Source organism: Streptomyces sp. NPDC102278 (genome assembly GCF_044766345.1).
Lineage (GTDB): Bacteria > Actinomycetota > Actinomycetes > Streptomycetales > Streptomycetaceae > Streptomyces.
The window spans coordinates 73,155-89,912 of sequence record NZ_JBIWLV010000011.1 but is presented as its reverse complement, the minus strand read 5'-3'; the positions used below and the strand labels follow the sequence as shown (position 1 = coordinate 89,912).

17 protein-coding genes are annotated in these 16,758 nt (G+C 72.0%); 4 read left to right on the top strand and 13 right to left on the bottom strand.

The annotated features are described in order from the left end of the window. Positions 1–4: 4 nt before the first annotated feature. From ACIRO3_RS25075 to ACIRO3_RS25055, 5 genes are all read right to left on the bottom strand, one after another. The gene (locus tag ACIRO3_RS25075) at positions 5–1,543 is read right to left on the bottom strand and encodes an ATP-binding protein (RefSeq protein WP_361771905.1); all 1,539 of its coding nucleotides are present in this window, start codon (positions 1,541–1,543) and stop codon (positions 5–7) included. Between the two features lie 373 nt (positions 1,544–1,916). After that, positions 1,917–2,747, bottom strand: a complete 831-nt coding sequence (locus ACIRO3_RS25070) for a CAP domain-containing protein (protein ID WP_404140491.1) — start codon at positions 2,745–2,747, stop codon at positions 1,917–1,919. Between the two features lie 252 nt (positions 2,748–2,999). Continuing rightward, positions 3,000–4,451 (bottom strand): ATP-binding protein, encoded by a 1,452-nt coding sequence (locus tag ACIRO3_RS25065; protein ID WP_404140488.1) that lies wholly within the window; start codon positions 4,449–4,451, stop codon positions 3,000–3,002. Continuing rightward, positions 4,448–5,170, bottom strand: a complete 723-nt coding sequence (locus ACIRO3_RS25060) for a response regulator transcription factor (RefSeq protein ID WP_404140485.1) — start codon at positions 5,168–5,170, stop codon at positions 4,448–4,450. Before ACIRO3_RS25060 ends, ACIRO3_RS25065 begins: the two co-directional genes overlap by 4 nt. 107 nt (positions 5,171–5,277) lie before the next feature. Next, complete coding sequence (locus ACIRO3_RS25055) at positions 5,278–5,613, bottom strand: hypothetical protein (RefSeq protein ID WP_404140482.1); 336 nt, start codon at positions 5,611–5,613, stop codon at positions 5,278–5,280. Here ACIRO3_RS25055 and ACIRO3_RS25050 point away from each other — a divergent pair. After that, positions 5,606–5,854, top strand: coding sequence for a hypothetical protein (locus tag ACIRO3_RS25050; RefSeq protein WP_404140479.1), 249 nt, complete (start codon positions 5,606–5,608; stop codon positions 5,852–5,854). The two genes, ACIRO3_RS25055 and ACIRO3_RS25050, sit on opposite strands and share 8 nt — an antisense overlap. A gap of 158 nt (positions 5,855–6,012) precedes the next feature. On the opposite strand, the gene ACIRO3_RS25045 is transcribed toward ACIRO3_RS25050, so the two are convergent. The 3 genes from ACIRO3_RS25045 to ACIRO3_RS25035 all read right to left on the bottom strand — a co-directional run bounded on the left by ACIRO3_RS25045 (position 6,013) and on the right by ACIRO3_RS25035 (position 8,877). Beyond that, a complete protein-coding gene (locus ACIRO3_RS25045) occupies positions 6,013–7,734 on the bottom strand; it encodes an acyl-CoA dehydrogenase family protein (RefSeq protein ID WP_404140476.1) in 1,722 nt (573 codons plus the stop codon). A 79-nt stretch (positions 7,735–7,813) separates the two neighbouring features. Next, positions 7,814–8,380 carry a PadR family transcriptional regulator gene (locus tag ACIRO3_RS25040; protein ID WP_404140473.1) on the bottom strand — a complete coding sequence of 189 codons (567 nt, stop codon included), beginning with the start codon at positions 8,378–8,380 and terminating at the stop codon, positions 7,814–7,816. A 107-nt stretch (positions 8,381–8,487) separates the two neighbouring features. Next, a complete protein-coding gene (locus ACIRO3_RS25035; protein WP_404140470.1) occupies positions 8,488–8,877 on the bottom strand; it encodes a hypothetical protein in 390 nt (129 codons plus the stop codon). Positions 8,878–9,086: 209 nt separating this feature from the next. Between ACIRO3_RS25035 and ACIRO3_RS25030 the strand changes: the two genes are divergently transcribed. After that, positions 9,087–9,731 (top strand): TetR/AcrR family transcriptional regulator, encoded by a 645-nt coding sequence (locus tag ACIRO3_RS25030; protein WP_404140467.1) that lies wholly within the window; start codon positions 9,087–9,089, stop codon positions 9,729–9,731. Here the strand turns inward: ACIRO3_RS25030 and ACIRO3_RS25025 are convergent. Together ACIRO3_RS25025 and ACIRO3_RS25020 are read right to left on the bottom strand one after the other, a co-directional pair. Next, a complete protein-coding gene (locus ACIRO3_RS25025; RefSeq protein ID WP_404140464.1) occupies positions 9,711–10,220 on the bottom strand; it encodes a hypothetical protein in 510 nt (169 codons plus the stop codon). The genes ACIRO3_RS25030 and ACIRO3_RS25025 overlap by 21 nt on opposite strands. A gap of 99 nt (positions 10,221–10,319) precedes the next feature. Continuing rightward, the gene (locus tag ACIRO3_RS25020; protein WP_361771916.1) at positions 10,320–10,730 is read right to left on the bottom strand and encodes a Fur family transcriptional regulator; all 411 of its coding nucleotides are present in this window, start codon (positions 10,728–10,730) and stop codon (positions 10,320–10,322) included. A 236-nt stretch (positions 10,731–10,966) separates the two neighbouring features. On the opposite strand from ACIRO3_RS25020, the gene katG reads away from it, so the two are divergent. Together katG and ACIRO3_RS25010 are read left to right on the top strand one after the other, a co-directional pair. Next, positions 10,967–13,201, top strand: a complete 2,235-nt coding sequence (gene katG / locus ACIRO3_RS25015) for a catalase/peroxidase HPI (RefSeq protein ID WP_404140461.1) — start codon at positions 10,967–10,969, stop codon at positions 13,199–13,201. A gap of 133 nt (positions 13,202–13,334) precedes the next feature. Beyond that, positions 13,335–13,565: a hypothetical protein gene (locus tag ACIRO3_RS25010; protein WP_404140458.1), complete on the top strand. Its 231-nt coding sequence runs from the start codon at positions 13,335–13,337 to the stop codon at positions 13,563–13,565. Between the two features lie 162 nt (positions 13,566–13,727). On the opposite strand, the gene ACIRO3_RS25005 is transcribed toward ACIRO3_RS25010, so the two are convergent. The 3 genes from ACIRO3_RS25005 to ACIRO3_RS24995 form a co-directional block, all read right to left on the bottom strand. Then, positions 13,728–14,225 (bottom strand): C40 family peptidase, encoded by a 498-nt coding sequence (locus ACIRO3_RS25005; protein ID WP_404140455.1) that lies wholly within the window; start codon positions 14,223–14,225, stop codon positions 13,728–13,730. A 345-nt stretch (positions 14,226–14,570) separates the two neighbouring features. Beyond that, a complete protein-coding gene (argG, locus tag ACIRO3_RS25000) occupies positions 14,571–16,019 on the bottom strand; it encodes an argininosuccinate synthase (RefSeq protein WP_361771919.1) in 1,449 nt (482 codons plus the stop codon). Positions 16,020–16,236: 217 nt separating this feature from the next. After that, the gene (locus ACIRO3_RS24995) at positions 16,237–16,641 is read right to left on the bottom strand and encodes a hypothetical protein (RefSeq protein WP_404140452.1); all 405 of its coding nucleotides are present in this window, start codon (positions 16,639–16,641) and stop codon (positions 16,237–16,239) included. Positions 16,642–16,758: the final 117 nt, after the last annotated feature.

Here is a 16,758-nt window from a genome sequence, read left to right as displayed (position 1 = left end):
CTGCTTACGTCCCTTTGTTCGCTGAGCCCGGGCCATCGTCCTCGCCGCCTGACGTGCCGGACAGACCGTTGTGGAATGCCTCCAGCCACATGCCGGGCGCCGCCTCGTCCGCCGGGGTCCGGGAGGGGAACCCGTACATCGCGTCGGGCGCGACCGCCCGGTCCTTGCGCCGCCGCTGCGGCAGTCCGGTGACGGTGCGCTCGGTGACGGGAACGGCGTCGTCGCCGCGGCCGGGTCGCGCCGGGGGCACGGGGCGGGTCGCGGGCGGCGGGGGCGGCGCGGAGGCCTGCGCCGAGAGGTGGTCCACGGGGTGCTGCCGGGGGCTGGGGGCGGCGGCCCGCGGGCCGGAGGAGGCGCCGATGCCGTGGGCGAGCCCGGTCGCGGCCGACGTCGTGGTGATCAGGTCCTGGGGAACGATGAGTACGGCGCGCACCCCGCCGTAGGCCGAGGACCTCAGGGAGATCTGGAACCCGTAGGCCTGTGCGAGCCGGCCGACGACCGCGAGGCCCAGGCGCGGGGTCTCGCCGAGGTCGTTGAGGTCGATGCCGGTCTGGGCCTGGGCGAGCATCCGTTCGGCCCGCTTGCGGGCCTCCTCGCTCATGTTCACCCCGCCGTCCTCGATCTCGACGGCGATGCCCGACTGCACCTCGACCGCGGTCAGGTGCACCCGGGTGTGGGGCGGCGAGTACCGGGTGGCGTTGTCGAGCAGCTCGGCCAGGGCGTGGATCAGCGGTTCGACGGCGGGGCCGACGACAGCGACCTCGGAGACCGAGTGGAGCTCGACGCGCTGGTAGTCGATGATGCGGGACATCGCGCCGCGCAGGACGCTGTAGAGCGGGACGGCCCGGCTCCACTGGCGGCCGGGCCGGGCCCCGCCGAGAACGGAGATCGAGTCGGCGAGTCGGCCCACCAGGGCGGTACCGTGGTCGAGCCGGAGCAGGTCGCCGAACACGTCGGGATTGCTGCCGTGCCGGTCCTCCATCTCGCGCATTTCCTGGGCCTGTTGGTGGACGATGGCCTGCACGCGGCGGGCGATGTTCACGAAGGCCCGCTGCGCCGACTCGCGGAGGTTCTCCTCGGCGTCGACGGCGTCGACCACACGGGCCAGCACGGTCCGCAGGGCGGTCTTGAACTGCGGCGTCATTGAGGTGTCCGCGCTCCAGCGCGCGGTGTGTCCGCGGTTGCCGACGAGCGAGTTCAGCACGTCGTCGGGGAACTCGCCGCGACGCAGCCGGTCGATGACCTCGGGCAGCAGTACGTCGGCGAGGTGGATCGTCTCGGCTTCCTGGCGCCGCAGAGCGGTGAGGAGTTCGGCGACCTGTGCGCGGCGGGCGGCCGCGGCGCGGCCGCGGAACACCGCTTCGGCGACCGCCGCGACCGTGCACGCGCCGCCGATCGCGATCCACACGACGGGGGCGGACCCGGAAGCGGAAACCAGCGCGCCGACCAGGCAGGTCGCGGCCACGACCACGATCGCGGGAAGTGTCCAGCTTATCCCTGCCTCGAATGAGGAGGCTGCGGGTGGGGAATGTTCTTGCGCCATCAAGTTCCTCGAGCCATCGAAAGAGGGGATCTTATGACCGATGGGCGGGAGCTTAACGGGGCCAACTCGGCTGGTCCGGAGTTTCGTTGTTGTTCATCAGACGGAGGAACGATAATGCGCCATGACGCGGACGGCGGGGAAAGATGTTCGATAAGACCCCCGTTCGGAAAGGCCGCTGTTGAGAACAGCGACCACGGTCGCGGCAATTCAATCGGAGCGCGCGGATTCGAACGCATTTCGCGAAGCGTTCAGGTCATGACGTGCGGGTGACCCGCCGGCATCCGGCGGGATCCGGTAAAGGGGCGTGCGCGGAAGGCCGCCCGCCCCGGGGGAGCGGGGCGGGCGGCCGTGGCTCGGCTCCAGCGTGGGCCCGCTATCGGGGCCGGGCGAAGTCCTGGGTCCACCACGGGCCCCCGGCTTGCACGACGCCGACGCCGATCTCGGTGAAATTGCAGTTCAGGATGTTCGCGCGGTGCCCTGGGCTCTTCATCCAGGAGTCGACGACCTCGGTCGCGTTCGCCTGTCCCCTGGCGATGTTCTCGCCCGTCGCGGACCATGTGTAGCCCGTCGCGCTGATCCGGCCCGACATGGTGGATCCGTCGGGCCCGGTGTGGGAGAGCTCTCCGGAACGGGCCATCACCTCGGTGTACGACTGGGCCGCGGCGGTCAGTTTGGTGTTCGCCGCCAGGTCGCCGCAGCCGGCCTGCCGGCGTTCCACGTTCACCAGGTTGACGACCTGGGCGGCCGCCCCCGAGGGAGGCGCGACGGGGTCGGCCGGTGCGGGCTTCCCGGGCCTGCCGGCCGGCTTGGCGGGGCCGGGAGCCGGAGCCGCCTTCTTCTCGGTCGGGTCGCGGGGGACGGCGGCCGTGGGGGGCGCGGAGACTTTCGCCGAGGCGGACGACGAGGAGGAAGGGGAGGCGGTCGGGCTCGGCGAGGCGGACGCGGAGGGGGAAGCGGACCGCGTCGGCCGTTCGCCCCGCGGCGTCGCGGAACCGGTAGCGGGGGCGCCGGACGGGAGGGAGCCCGCCCGGACGTCGGAGTCTGCGGTCCGCGTGCTCCCCGCCGAGTCGCCCGTGAGGTCCACGGCGAGCACCCCCACCGTGCCGGCGGCCAGGGTCCCCACGGCGGCCAGGACCACGCGCCGGGCTCGCGGCCGGCGCGCGGCGCGGTGGCCGCCGGGTATGCGGGGGTCGGGGGTTCGCATGGCGGGGGCCTCCGTACGGGCGGGTGACGCGCGCGCCGGGTCGCGCCACGAGCGTGGTACCGCGCCGGTGTCGGGCGGCTCCGCACGACTGTACGAGTCGCACGGGCCGCCGGAGGGCTTCTGAAGGGAGCCCGCAGGTGCCCTTAAGGAACTGCTCAGACTCCGGTGGCCCGACCGGCGTCGGGGCTTCGGGGCCGGTCGGGGCCGGCCCGTTCCGGCCGGTGCCGGCGCCCGGGGCCGGTGCGGGCCGGGTCAGTCCGTCTGCTGTCGCGCGCCGCCGCGTCGGCGCCGGCCGCGCAGGGAACGCCGCGTGGTGCCGGTGGATCCGGAGCCGGTGGCGAGGCCGAAGGTGACGCGTACGGACGCGCCTCCCAGGGCGGCCCGCCCGATCCGCACGGTGCCCCCGGTCGCCGAGGCCGCCCGCCGGACGATGTCCAGCCCCAGGCCCGTCGAACCGGTGCTGCTCCCGCGCGTCAACGCCTGGTCGGGGTCGGGAATCCCGGGGCCCGCGTCCTCGACCAGCAGTTCCACCGCTTGCGCGGTGCGGTCCACGGCGATCGCGAACTCCGTGCCGTCGGTCGTGTACCGGAAGACGTTCCCCACGAGGGCGTCCACGACGGCCGCCACGTCGTCGTGGGCGAGGTCGACGGTGGTGGCCTCCTCGGCGATGCGCAGCGAGCAGCGCCGTCCCTGCTGTTCGGCCAGTACGGCCCAGAAGCCGGCCCGGCGGCGGATCACCTCGGCCGCCTCGCACCGCTCCCCCGCCGGCTTGCCGGGGACGGTGAGCGTCGTGGCGCGCTTCCCGCCCGCGACCCCCGCGTCGCCATTGTCGCCCGTGTCGCGCAGGGCGCGGCCCATCGGGCCCATGGCGAGCGGGGTCCGGGCGGTGGTGATGATCGCCTGGAGTTCCGCCTCCAGCGCGCCGACCGCGGCCTCGACCCTGCCCGACTCCAGGCTCGAGCCCATCCGTTCGGTGGCGAGGTGCAGGGCCGTCAGCGGGGTGCGCAGCCGGTGGGAGAGGTCCGCGACGAGTTCCCGTTCGATGGCGAGCAGTTCGGTCATCCGGTCGGCCATGGCGTTGAAGGCCACGCCGGCGTCGCGCAGTTCGCTCGGCCCCATGGGGACGACCCGGGTGTCGAGGTTGCCCTCCCCCAACACGTAGGACGCCTGGGCGAGTTCCTTCGAGGACCGGACGACCTTCGCGCCGAGGCGATCCGCGACGAGCACCGAGCCGATGAGCAGGCCGACCGCCAGCACCAGCATCACGGTCCACGAGGCGGCGACGCCCCGGGTCAGGTCGTCCTCGGGAACGAAGTTCTCGACGACGGCGACCCGGTCGTGCGGGAGCACGACCGGTTGGAGGTAGATCCAGCCGCCGCCGGGCACGTCCTGGGAGATGGACTCCCGTCCCCGCTTGGCCCGTTCGAGCAGCTCGGCGGGGGCGTGGCTGGTGCCGAGCTCGCGCGCGTCGGGCAGGTGGATGGCCAGGTGCTCCGCCCGGTCCAGGCCCGCCATGGACTCCCGGAGGTCGTCGGGGTCAGTGGTCAGGGTGAGGATGGGGGCCATGGCGGCGGCCGGTTGTTCGGCTGCGGTGATGCCCTGTTCCCTCGCCAACGACATGACCAGTACGGCGAGCGGGATCAGGAACGAGAGGGCGACCATGGAGGTGACGGCGAGGGCCACTCCCGCCAGGGAGCGTCTCATCGGGGCTCGACCATTTTGATGCCGACTCCCCGCACGGTCCTCAGGTAGCGGGGCGCCGCCGCGCTCTCGCCGAGTTTGCGCCGCAGGGCGGAGAGGTGCACGTCGACCGTCTGGTCGTCCACATAGGGTTCGCGCCACACCTCACTGAGGAGTCGACGTTTGGAGACGACCTGTCCGGCGTGGTGGGCGAGAAAGGCCAGGAGGTCGAACTCGCGGCGGGTGAAGCGGAGTTCCCGTCCGGCGAGGACGGCGGTGCGGGCCGCCGGGTCCAACGTCAATTGACCGACGGACACCGGGCGCATCAGGTCCGCCGGGGTGGCGGGCCGGGGACCGCCGCTCGGGTCCGCGGCGTGCGTCCCGGTCGTGCGGCGCAGCACCGCCGAGAGGCGGGCGACGAGTTGACCGCCGGAGAACGGTTTGACCAGGTAGTCGTCGGCGCCCGCGTTGAGCAGCCGGATGATCTCCGCCTCGTCGTCGCGGGCGGTGGCGACCACGACGGGCACCGGGGATATGCCCCTGATCATGCGGAGCGCGTCGCCACCGTCCAGGTCCGGCAGCCCGAGGTCGAGCACGACCGCGTCGAAGGACATCCGGGTGATTTCCCGCAAGGCGCCGAAACCGTCGCCTGTGTTGTGGACGGCGTACCCCTGCTCGGTCAGTATCTCGATCAGGAACGCGCGAATGCGGGGGTCGTCCTCGACGACGAGTACACGGGGCATGCGGGACACCTTATCCAGCGGTCCATTTGGCCGGAATCGAGGAACCGGGTGTCATTCTCCACAGCCTTTTCCGACCGGATGGTTGATCCGCTGCGGAAGGGGCCGTCTCAGAAGGACGTCTCTCGCACGGTGGCCCGCGCCGACGGAACGACGGTGGCGGTGATCTGCGAACGGTGGCCGCTGCCGCTGAAGGTGACGGTCAGGGTGTCGTCGGCGGACTGGGCGGTGGCGACCTTGAATCCGGGCGCCGGAACCGCCGAGATCAGGCACACCCCCTCGTTTCCGTACCGAACCGTCGCCTTGCCGCCCGTCGACGGGACCGTGTGCGGACCCGACCCGCCCCGTTCGCAGCTCTGGGCCGAGGTGGTGCGTGGTGTGCCGCCCGGGGTGGAGGAGGCGCCGCCCGCGCGGCCGCTCGGCGCGGGTGGGCGCGGCGTGCTCACGGCGGAGGGCGACGGCGAGGAGGGCTGCGGGTCGGGCGCGGAGGGCGAGGGGGAGGCACTCGCGGAAACGGAGGCGGAGGCGGAGGCCGTGAGCGACGTCGACGGGGTCGGCCAGGGGAACACGGTCGGCGCGGACCGGGCGACCGGGGGCTTGGGTCGGGTGGAGCCCGTCACGAAGTCGACGGTGGCCATGACGGCGGTCACGCTGGCGGCCGTACAGGAGACCCATATGAGCAGGTAACGCGGAAAGCGGAAGCGGTGCACGCCACCATGGTGACGCAGACGCGGCCCCGTTGGTCACCCGCCTCCCAGGCGCGGCCTCCTTCGGTACGGCTCCCCACCGGCTCCCCACCGGCTCGCCGAGCGGCGAATCCGGTGGGGTGCCCGGGCCGGGGCTGCCTACGGCGCCATCTCGTAGGTCCCGGACAGCGCCTCGACCCGCTCCCACACGCGCGCGGAGCGTGCCTCGTCCACCACGGGACGCCGCACCGCGCCGAGCGCCCAGCCCTGCTGCTGCTCGGTGGCGGAGTCCTTGCCGTGCAGTTCGACGGCGTGGGCGGAGAAGTCGCGCACGAGGACGGAGAACAGTTCGTCCAGCACGTCCTCGTCCAGGTCGGTGAGGCGGGCCTGCTCCAGGATCAGCTGGCCGTGGACCACGAGGGCGAACAACTGGCCCACGGCGAGCAGCAGGTCCAGGTCACGGCTCTGCTCCTCGTCGGGGGCGGCGGTGGCGACGAACTCGCACAGCGCGTCGGCCTGCTCGCGCAGGCGCGCGACGTTCGGGACCTCGGCGTACGCGTCGTAGGCGGTGCGCCAGTCGTGGAAGCGTACGGAGCCCAATCCCCGGGCCGGCCCCTGACGGAAGAGGAACGCGTCGTCGGCGGCGTCGAGCCGGGTCGGGACGGGCGGGTAGTCCACCGGGTCGAGCAGGTGGTTGCGCATGAACTTGAGGATCAGCGCGAGGTTGACGTGGACCGTGCCCTCCAGCTTGGGCAGTCCGCGGATCTCGACGGCGGCCTGGGCGAAGTACGTGTCCTTCTCGAAGCCCTTGGCCGCGATGACGTCCCACATGAGGTCGATGACCTTCTCGCCCTCGGTGGTCACCTTCATCTTCGTCATCGGGTTGAACAGCAGGTACCGGCGGTCGTCGGGGCCGGCGGAGCGGAAGTAGTCCACGGCGCGGTCGCTGAAGAGCTTCATTCCCACGAGGCGGACGTAGGCGTCGCTCAACTCGCGCCGCACGTGCGGGAAGGCGGTCACGGGGCGGCCGTAGAGCACGCGGTTGTGCGCGTGGGTGACGGCCTCGTACATCGCGTGCTCGCAGATGCCGATCGAGGCGGTGCAGAGGTTGAACTTGCCCACGTTGACCGTGTTGAGGGCGGCGTCGAAGGCGGCTCGGCCCGTGTGCAGGACGTCCTGCGGGGCGACCGGGTAGTCCGTCAGCCGGAACTCGCTGACGTACTTGGAGGAGTCGACGACGTTCTTCACGAGGTGGTAGGAGGGGTGGCGGCTGTCGGCGGCGAAGAAGACGTACCCGTCCGGGCCCTCGACGTCGGTCCGGCGGCCGAAGACGGAGACCAGGCCGGCGGCGTTGCCGTTGCCGATGTAGTACTTGGAGCCGCTCGCCCGGAATCCGCCGTCGCCGTCGGGCTCCAGCAGCATGTCGGTGGAGTAGATGTCCGCGCCGTGCGTCTTCTCGGACAGGCCGAAGGCGAACACCTCGCCCTGGTCGAGGAGTTCGGCCGCGCGGCCGCGGGCGTCGGCGTTGTCGCTCTGCCAGACCGGGCCGAGGCCGAGGATGGTCACCTGCCACGCGTACCAGTAGTCGAGCCCGTAGAACCCGAAGATCTCGTTGAGGGCGGCGATCCGGGCGGTGTCCCAGCGCCGGTCCTCCTGCCCGGCGGCGGCGCAGGACGGGGTGAGGAAGGTGGCGAACAGGCCCTCCTTCGCGGAGAACGCGAGGAAGTCCCCCAGCCAGGCGCGGGACCGGTAGTCCTCGATCAGCCGGCGCTTGCCGCGCTCCTCGAACCAGTCGACGGTGGCGCGCAGCAGCCTGCGGGTCTCGGGGTCGAAGTGCTGCGGGTCGTAGGTGCGCGGGTTGAACAGCAACGGGTCGGCCATGGAGGTTCGCCTTCCGAGGGGTCGGGGGTGCGGCTGGAGTGGGGCGGGGTCGGGCATGCGGGGCGTGGGGTGGGCGCGGTCAGGCACCCGGGTGGGAGGACCCGCCGATCCGGTGAACGGTGGCGAGTACGTCGTCGAGCCAGGCGACGGTCATGCGTTCGTACGCGATGCCGCCACGCAGCACGACGTGTTGCAGTTCCTGGCCGGCGTCGAGCGCGGGAACCTCGGGGCCGGTGAAGTCGCGCAGTTCCCCGGCGAGGTAGTGGGCGAGGCGGTCGGCGTGGACCTGGCGGTGCCGTTCGACCTCGCGCGTGAGTGCGGCCGGGTCGTCGAAGGCCGCGCCGCGGATCTTCACGGCGAGGTCGTGCCGAAGGCTCTCGGGCTCGATCGGCTCGTGCAGCCACCGGGACAGCGCGGTGCGCCCGGGGGCGGCGACGGAGTACTCCTTCTTGTCCGGGCGGCCCTGTTGCGGCACCTCGCGGACGGCGAGCAGACCGTCGCTCTCCATGCGCTTGAGCACGCGGTAGATCTGCTGGTGGGTGGCGGTCCAGAAGTAGCCGATGGACCGTTCGAACCGCCGGGCCAGCTCATAGCCGCTGCCCGGCTTCTCCAGCAGCGAGACGAGGATCGCGTGTTCGAGCGCCATACCGCGAATCCTTCTATGCAACTCGTTGCATAGACAAGTCGCGGCGCTCCGGTGAGACGTGACTCACCCGGGACGGCCCGTCTCGCCGCGGTCCCGGGAGGGCCCGCTCACGCGCGGTGCGACGCCGCCGCCCGCCGGTCCGCCTGGACGAAGGCGGCGGCCGTGAAGCCGACGGTGGTCGCGAAGGCGAGGCCGAGGGCCAGGTGGAACCCGGCGGAGACGACCCCGCTGTCGAAGCGCTTCCCGTCGGTGGTGCGGCACATGATCCCCGGCGGCACGAACCGCACCTCGTGCGTGGACACCACCGCGTCCTGCGGGCGCCGGGACGTGTGGCGGCACTGGTGCATGGGTGTGGAGTCCGCCCCCTCCCCCACCTCGCTCACGGTGAGGCCGATCAGCAGCAGGGCGAGGACGTAGAGGACACCCGTGACGACGGCGGCCGAGGCGGCCATCCCCCGCACGAACGACGAACGGCTGCCGCGCACCGGTGTGGTCATGGCGTCCACTGTAGGTCCGCGCCACCCCCCGCCTGCCGGCCGGGGCCTTCAACCAGCGTGCCGCCGGGGCCAGTTCACCCGCGCCCCCCGGTCCGCGCCGCCCTGCCGGACACCCGGCCGGTGCCCGCCGGGCCGCTCACCGGCTCCCGCGTCGCGCCTCGACGATTTGCGACAATCCCCGTGTCGATCGACGGCCGTGAGGAAGCAGGGTGGAACACGTGGCTCAGCAGGCGCAGGACCGCGCCCCGGACGGCCGCACGGAGCGCGGACGGCAGTCGCGGGTGAAGATCGCGGACGCCGTACTGGCCCTGCTCGACGAAGGGGAGACGCACTTCGCCGCGGACCGCGTGGCCGAGCGGGCCGGCGTGTCCCGCCGTCTCGTGTTCCACCATTTCGCGGACATGACCCAGCTGATCGAAACGGCCATCGCCCGGAGGCTGGAGCAGCTGATCGAACAGATCCGGCCCCTGCCGACGCGGGGCTCGCGCACCGCCCGGGTCGAGGCCCTCACCGAGCAGCGCGCCAGGATCCTGGAATGGATCACACCGGCCCAACTGACGACCATGCGTCTGGAGCGACGTTCCGAGCGGATCGACGAGGTGATCCGGCAGGTGCTGGACCTGGCCCGCGAGCGCTTGGCGACGGTCTTCGCGGAGGAACTCGACCGGGCGCCGGCCGGCCGCGCCGCCGATCTGCTCAACGGCCTGGACGCCGTGACCACCTGGGGCGCCTGGTACCACTGGCGCAGCAGCGGACTCGACGTCGAGGCGGCGCACCGCGCCATGGAGGCCTCGGTGCACGCCCTGCTGGCGGCGGCGGATCCGGTGGGGGGTTCAGCGGGCCCGGGTCGGTAGTCCCGGGTCGGGGCGCGCGGTACGACGGTGGCCGGAGAGTCTCGTGTGCAGGGCGGGCCCGCCCGCGGCCACGAGGACGAACAGACAGCCGGCGGTGACGAGGCTCGGCTCGGCGAGCCATGTGCCCAGGATCCAGTCGAGGAGGAGCGCGCCGGCGACCAGCAGCACCTTCGCCGCCAGGAGCGCGCGCACCAGCCGCTTGTCCCGGGGCGACCCCGGTCGGGCCCGTCGGCGGCCGTTGACGGTCATGGCCACCGCGGCCACCGCGAGGACGGCCGGCACGCGCAGTGCGTGTTCGGCGGGCGGAGTGTCCCCGCCGAGGGCCCAGATCCCCCCCATGACCAGGCCCGCCGTCGCGTAGGCGACGGCTTCGGCGCGCCGGGCCGCCCGGGTCGGGGCGGCTCGTACGGGCGGGCGCGGCCGCGCTGCGGCGTCCGGGTCGGCGGGCTGGACGCCCGGGGACCCGTGAGTCTCGACGGTGACTGGCATGTCGACCCCTCGACCACGTGAGGCGATACAAGTTGCACTTCGAGTGTCATATGTTTCGACCCCGCCGTCAATCGCGACGGGGTCACCGCGCGTGATCGACTACGCGCAGGAGGGACACAGACCTCGGTAGGTGACCTCCACCTTGGAAACGGTGAACCCGAACCGCTCCTGCGCCGGAAGGTCCGACAGGGGGGTGCCCGTCGGATGGACGTCGCGGATGGTCCCGCAGCCGGAGCACACCAGGTGGTGGTGCGGGTGGTGCGCGTTGGGGTCGTAGCGCTTCGCCCGCCCGTCGGTGGACAACTCCCTGACCTCGCCCAGGAGGACCAGTTCACCCAGCGCGTTGTAGACGGTCGCCCGCGAGATCTCGGGCAGCCGCTCCACCGCGCGGGCGTGCACCTCGTCGGCCGTCAGGTGCACGTGGTCCCCGTCGAGTACCTCCGCCACGACACGTCGCTGGGAGGTCATCCGCCAGCCACGCCCCCGCAGTCGCTCCAGCAGGTCACTCATATCGGCTCACCTTTTCAGGTTCGGTGGGAGCCCGGAGTGTATCGGCCTGTCCGGGACCCGATGGGATATGGGTCTGGTCTTCTTCTTGACTTGGATTCCGTCCATCGTAGGATCGGTTCCGTCGATGGCCAAGGGACAGGAAGATTTCAGCACCGCGCGAGACGAGGCCCATGTTTCGCAGTTCCGCCGCCCGCAGCTCCCAAGCATCGTGATCCGCTTGGCCCGGAAGGATTCCCATGTCTGAGAACCATGACGCAATCGTCGTAGACGCGAAGACGAACGAGGGCGGAGGTGGCTGCCCGGTCGCGCACGAGCGCGCCGCGCACCCGACCCAGGGTGGTGGAAACCGCCAGTGGTGGCCCGAGCGGCTCAACCTGAAGATCCTCGCCAAGAACCCCGCCGTGGCCAACCCGCTCGGCGAGGAGTTCGACTACGCCGAGGCGTTCAACAACCTCGACCTCGCGGCCGTGAAGCGGGACATCGCCGAGGTCCTGACGGACTCGCAGGACTGGTGGCCGGCCGACTTCGGCAACTACGGGCCGTTCATGGTCCGCATGGCGTGGCACAGCGCGGGCACCTACCGCATCAGCGACGGCCGCGGTGGCGCCGGCGCCGGGCAGCAGCGCTTCGCGCCCCTCAACAGCTGGCCGGACAACGGCAACCTCGACAAGGCCCGCCGCCTGCTGTGGCCGGTGAAGAAGAAGTACGGCCAGAACATCTCCTGGGCCGACCTCATGATCCTCACCGGCAACGTCGCCCTGGAGTCGATGGGCTTCGAGACCTTCGGCTTCGCCGGCGGCCGTGCGGACGTGTGGGAGCCCGACGAGGACGTCTACTGGGGCCCCGAGACGACCTGGCTCGACGACGAGCGCTACACCGGGGACCGCGAGCTGGAGAACCCGCTCGGCGCGGTCCAGATGGGCCTGATCTACGTCAACCCCGAGGGCCCGAACGGCACCCCCGACCCGCTCGCCGCGGCGCGCGACATCCGCGAGACGTTCCGTCGCATGGCGATGAACGACGAGGAGACGGTCGCCCTCATCGCGGGTGGCCACACCTTCGGCAAGACCCACGGCGCGGGCCCCGCGGACCACGTCGGCAACGACCCCGAGGCCGCGTCCATCGAGCAGCAGGGCCTGGGCTGGAGCAACACCTTCGGCACCGGCAAGGGCGGGGACACGATCACCAGCGGCCTTGAGGGCATCTGGACGAACACCCCGGTGACCTGGGACAACACCTTCTTCGACATCCTCTTCGGATACGAGTGGGAACTGTTCGAGAGCCCGGCCGGCGCGCACCAGTGGCGGCCGAAGGACAACGGCGGGGCGGGCACCGTTCCCGACGCGCACGACGCGTCCAAGACCCACGCCCCGACGATGCTGACGACCGACCTCTCCCTGCGCGTCGACCCGGCGTACGAGCAGATCTCGCGGCGCTTCCACGAGAACCCGGCCGAGTTCGCCGACGCCTTCGCCCGCGCGTGGTTCAAGCTGACGCACCGAGACATGGGTCCGGTCGTGCGCTACCTGGGCCCGGAGGTCCCGTCCGAGACGCTGCTGTGGCAGGACCCGCTCCCCGCGCTGTCGCACGCGCTCGTCGACGCGCAGGACGTCGCCGACCTGGGGCGCCGGATCCTCGCCTCGGACCTGTCGGTGTCCGCGCTCGTGTCCGCGGCGTGGGCGTCCGCCTCGTCGTTCCGCGGCAGCGACAAGCGCGGCGGCGCCAACGGTGCGCGCGTCCGCCTGGAACCGCAGAGCGGCTGGGAGGTCAACAACCCCGACGAGCTGGCGACGGTGCTGCGCACGCTGGAAGGCATCCGGGAGTCCTTCAACTCCGGTCGCACGGACGGCAAGCAGGTCTCGCTCGCCGACCTGATCGTGCTGGGCGGCGGCGCCGCCGTCGAACAGGCCGCCAAGAACGCGGGCTTCGATGTACGGGTCCCCTTCACCCCGGGCCGGGTGGACGCCTCCCAGGAGCAGACGGACGTGGAGTCGTTCGCGGCTCTGGAGCCGACCGCCGACGGTTTCCGCAACTACCTCGGCAAGGGCAACCGGCTGCCGGCCGAGTACCTGCTCATCGACCGGGCGAACCTGTTGACCCTGAGCGCCCCCGAGATGACCGTCCTCGTCGGCGGGCTGCGCGTGCTCGGCGCGAACCACCAGGGGTCGTCGGCGGGCGTGCTCACCACGACGCCCGAGTCGCTGACGAACGACTTCTTCTCCAACCTGCTCGACCTGGGCACCACCTGGACGGCGACGTCCGAGGACGCGAACACGTTCGAGGGCCGCGACTCCGCCACGGGCGAGGTCAAGTGGACCGGCACCCGCGCGGACCTCGTCTTCGGCTCGAACTCCGAGCTGCGCGCGGTCGCGGAGGTCTACGCGAGCGACGACGCGAAGGAGAAGTTCGTCAAGGACTTCGTCGCCGCGTGGAACAAGGTCATGAACCTGGACCGGTTCGACCTCGTCTGAGCGTGACCCCCGGGTCGGCCCCACCGGCCGACCCGGGCCCCGACGCCGGCGCAGGCCTCGACACCTGCGCGATCACGGGCGCGCCGACAAGGCCGCCCCAGACTCCGGCGCATGCCCGCGGACCGTCCTGTTCGTGTGGCTCGCCCGCGAGGAGCGCCGGTTGCCGGACCGGCTGCGCGGCGCGATCACGCCGCTGCGCCCGTACGCGGCCTCGGGCCTCTCCGCGGCCGACCTGCGCGCGGCCGCCCGGAACCTCGACGTCACGGCGGCGGGCCTGCCCTCGCCGGAATTCGACGCCACGGGCCGATCGGCGAGGGGCGCCCTGGATGCGGTGCGCGCGGCCGTCGGGGCGGACGCCGCGTAGGCGCCGACCGCGCTCCGTCGCGTACGCAGGGCCGGCCCCGCGGCCGGACAGCGGCCCGGCGCTGCACGCGCCGGCGGCAACCACGGCTGTGTGGCGGGCGATCGGGGACCCTTGTCGCCGATCTCGACGAGGCGCTCGGAGACGGCGGAGGAGTCCGACGTGTCATGTGGCGCGGCCGTAGCGGACGTTGCCGGTCCAAATGCGTTCCAGGCGCACCGAGGTGCCCGGACGGGGTGCGTGCCAGAGTTTGTCGTTGCCGGCGTAGATGCCGACGTGTTCCACGGTCGAGCCCTTGGGAAAGAACACCAGGTCTCCTGCGGCCCGTTGCACGGAAGGGACGGGCCGGGTGTGTTCGTACTGCTGCTCGGCGGTGCGCGGGAGTTTCTTGCCGGCCTTCCGGAAGGCGTAGAGCATCAATCCGGAGCAGTCGAAGCGTTCGGGGCCCGTCGCGCCGCGCGCGTACGGTGCGCCCTTCTTGGAAGCCGCCACGGCCAGTGCCTTGTTGCCGTAGGCGGGGGCCACCTCAACGGGGGCCGCGTGCGCCGGAACCACGGCGCCGGCGGGGGTTGCGAGGGTGACGAGGAGCAGGATCGGAGTGGCGAGTCGAGCGGTTTTTCGGCGAAATGGGGCTTTGCGGGCGTCCGTCGTGGAGTGGGGCATCGAGATACCTCCGGATTCGGATGCGAGACAGCCGAACTGTTTCTTCGAGTTGCTCCTTTCGTGGAAATCCGTTGACGCGTGACCGCCGACAAGTGTTCTTCACGTGACGCCGGATATCGGTACGAGACACGGCATATATCGACTGTTTTCTGTAAAAGTTCGCCATTCGAAAAGGCGCCCCCGCAACTCACCTCGCGGTGACGGACCGTGGCCACCAGCCGCTCCCGCCCCACGACATGGAGGAGCCGGGCCCGCCGTGCGGGCCCGGCTCGTACTTCTCCACCACGTCCGGGGGGCGACGCGCACCGACGTGCGCGTCTCCCGGGGCCTGGCTCGGCGACCGGATCAGTCGGTGCCGAACTCCATCGCGGCGCGGTCCAGCAGCTCGTCGTCGCCGGAGACCTCACCGCGGGAGGCGATGGCCTCCGCGCCGCCCTCCGGCATGGTGCCGATCAGGCCGGTGGCGGCGGCCTGGGCGGCGCCGACCAGCGCGGGGCGGGTCGTGCCGACGATGCCGAGGACGGCGTACTGCTCCAGCTTGGCGCGCGAGTCGGCGATGTCGAGGTTGCGCATCGTGAGCTGACCGATCCGGTCCACGGGGCCGAACGCCGAGTCCTCGGTGCGCTCCATCGAGAGCTTGTCCGGGTGGTAGCTGAAGGCCGGGCCCGTGGTGTTCAGCAGCGAGTAGTCCTCACCGCGGCGCAGCCGCAGGGTCACCTCGCCGGTGACCGCCGAACCGACCCAGCGCTGGAGCGACTCGCGGACCATGAGGGCCTGCGGGTCCAGCCAGCGGCCCTCGTACATGAGGCGGCCGAGGCGCCGCCCCTCGTTGTGGTACTGGGCGACGGTGTCCTCGTTGTGGATGGCGTTGACGAGGCGCTCGTACGCGGCGTGCAGCAGGGCCATGCCGGGGGCCTCGTAGATGCCGCGGCTCTTCGCCTCGATGATCCGGTTCTCGATCTGGTCCGACATGCCGATGCCGTGCCGGCCGCCGATCGCGTTCGCCTCCATGACCAGGTCGACCGGCGAGGAGAACTCCTTGCCGTTGATCGTCACCGGGCGGCCCTGGTCGAAGCCGATCGTCACGTCCTCGGCGGCGATCTCGACGGAGGGGTCCCAGAACCGCACGCCCATGATCGGCTCGACGGACTCCACACCGGTGTCCAGGTGCTCCAGCGTCTTGGCCTCGTGGGTGGCGCCCCAGATGTTGGCGTCGGTCGAGTACGCCTTCTCGGTGCTGTCCCGGTAGGGGAGCCCGTGGGCGACCAGCCACTCCGACATCTCCTTGCGCCCGCCCAGCTCGGACACGAAGGCGGCGTCGAGCCACGGCTTGTAGATGCGCAGGTGGGGGTTGGCGAGCAGGCCGTAGCGGTAGAACCGCTCGATGTCGTTGCCCTTGAACGTCGAGCCGTCACCCCAGATCTGCACGTCGTCCTCCACCATCGCCCGGACCAGCAGCGTGCCGGTGACGGCGCGGCCGAGCGGGGTGGTGTTGAAGTAGGCACGACCGCCGGAGCGGATGTGGAACGCGCCGCAGGCGAGCGCGGCCAGACCTTCCTCGACCAGGGCCGCCCGGCAGTCGACCAGGCGCGCGACCTCGGCCCCGTAGGCCTGCGCCCGCCCGGGCACCGAGCCGATGTCGGGCTCGTCGTACTGGCCGATGTCGGCGGTGTAGGTGCACGGGACGGCACCCTTGTCGCGCATCCACGCGACCGCGACCGAGGTGTCGAGGCCGCCCGAGAAGGCGATGCCGACGCGCTCGCCGGCGGGCAGGGAGGTGAGAACCTTAGACATGGGAAGAGTATGCACCGAAACGCATGTCTATGCAAAACCCGCTTCCCTCACGTGTCTGTCGCCCCTGCCGGTCACCTACCGGCAGGGGCGGCGTTCCATCACGCGCTGACCGGCTATTCGGTGCCCCACCACATGGTCCACGGGGACGGTGGGGCGTCCACCCACGCGCGGATGGCGTGGTGGCAGGTCGGCGGCGGGCAGCCCGGCTGCCGTCCGGTCAGGGCATCTCGTCCGGGTCGCAGCTCGCCCGGCGCAGCCCGATGGTGCGCAGGGCGCGCATCAGGCTGTCGGCGTCGCCCTCGCGGACGACGTGTACGGCGCCTTCGGTGGCGACGGCGTCCAGTTCGGCGACGAGGGTGTCGGCGCCGGCTCGCAGGATGACCCCGCCCGGCGGGTCGAGGGCGCGTACCCCGCGAAAGACCTCCCGTGTCGCCGGGTCGGAGTCGAGGCCACCGGTCACGGCGAGGACCGTGATGTCGGGGAGCAGGACCCGGGCGTGGGCGAGGGCCACGGCCGCGTCCCGGGCGTGGGAGATGACCTGGAAGTGCGGGTTGCTCTGGATGCGCGACCGCAGCCGTTCCAGTTCCTCGCCCTCCGGCACACCGACCACCAGCACCGTCATCACGGTCCCCATCCTCCGTGGGGCGGCCCCCCCGGGGGGGCCCGGGGGGGGGGCGGGGGGGGGGGGGGGGGGGGGGGCGGGGGGGGGGCCGGGGGCGGCCCCCCCCGCGCGGCGGGG

Bases quoted from the DNA above. Each gene is read 5' to 3' on its own strand.
- ACIRO3_RS25075 (WP_361771905.1), bottom strand. From the start codon at position 1,543: ATGGCGCAAGAACATTCCCCACCCGCAGCCTCCTCATTCGAGGCAGGG.
- ACIRO3_RS25070 (WP_404140491.1), bottom strand. From the start codon at position 2,747: ATGCGAACCCCCGACCCCCGCATACCCGGCGGCCACCGCGCCGCGCGC.
- ACIRO3_RS25065 (WP_404140488.1), bottom strand. From the start codon at position 4,451: ATGAGACGCTCCCTGGCGGGAGTGGCCCTCGCCGTCACCTCCATGGTC.
- ACIRO3_RS25060 (WP_404140485.1), bottom strand. From the start codon at position 5,170: ATGCCCCGTGTACTCGTCGTCGAGGACGACCCCCGCATTCGCGCGTTC.
- ACIRO3_RS25045 (WP_404140476.1), bottom strand. From the start codon at position 7,734: ATGGCCGACCCGTTGCTGTTCAACCCGCGCACCTACGACCCGCAGCAC.
- ACIRO3_RS25040 (WP_404140473.1), bottom strand. From the start codon at position 8,380: ATGGCGCTCGAACACGCGATCCTCGTCTCGCTGCTGGAGAAGCCGGGC.
- ACIRO3_RS25035 (WP_404140470.1), bottom strand. From the start codon at position 8,877: ATGACCACACCGGTGCGCGGCAGCCGTTCGTCGTTCGTGCGGGGGATG.
- ACIRO3_RS25025 (WP_404140464.1), bottom strand. From the start codon at position 10,220: ATGCCAGTCACCGTCGAGACTCACGGGTCCCCGGGCGTCCAGCCCGCC.
- ACIRO3_RS25020 (WP_361771916.1), bottom strand. From the start codon at position 10,730: ATGAGTGACCTGCTGGAGCGACTGCGGGGGCGTGGCTGGCGGATGACC.
- katG (WP_404140461.1), top strand. From the start codon at position 10,967: ATGTCTGAGAACCATGACGCAATCGTCGTAGACGCGAAGACGAACGAG.
- ACIRO3_RS25005 (WP_404140455.1), bottom strand. From the start codon at position 14,225: ATGCCCCACTCCACGACGGACGCCCGCAAAGCCCCATTTCGCCGAAAA.
- argG (WP_361771919.1), bottom strand. From the start codon at position 16,019: ATGTCTAAGGTTCTCACCTCCCTGCCCGCCGGCGAGCGCGTCGGCATC.
- ACIRO3_RS24995 (WP_404140452.1), bottom strand. From the start codon at position 16,641: ATGACGGTGCTGGTGGTCGGTGTGCCGGAGGGCGAGGAACTGGAACGG.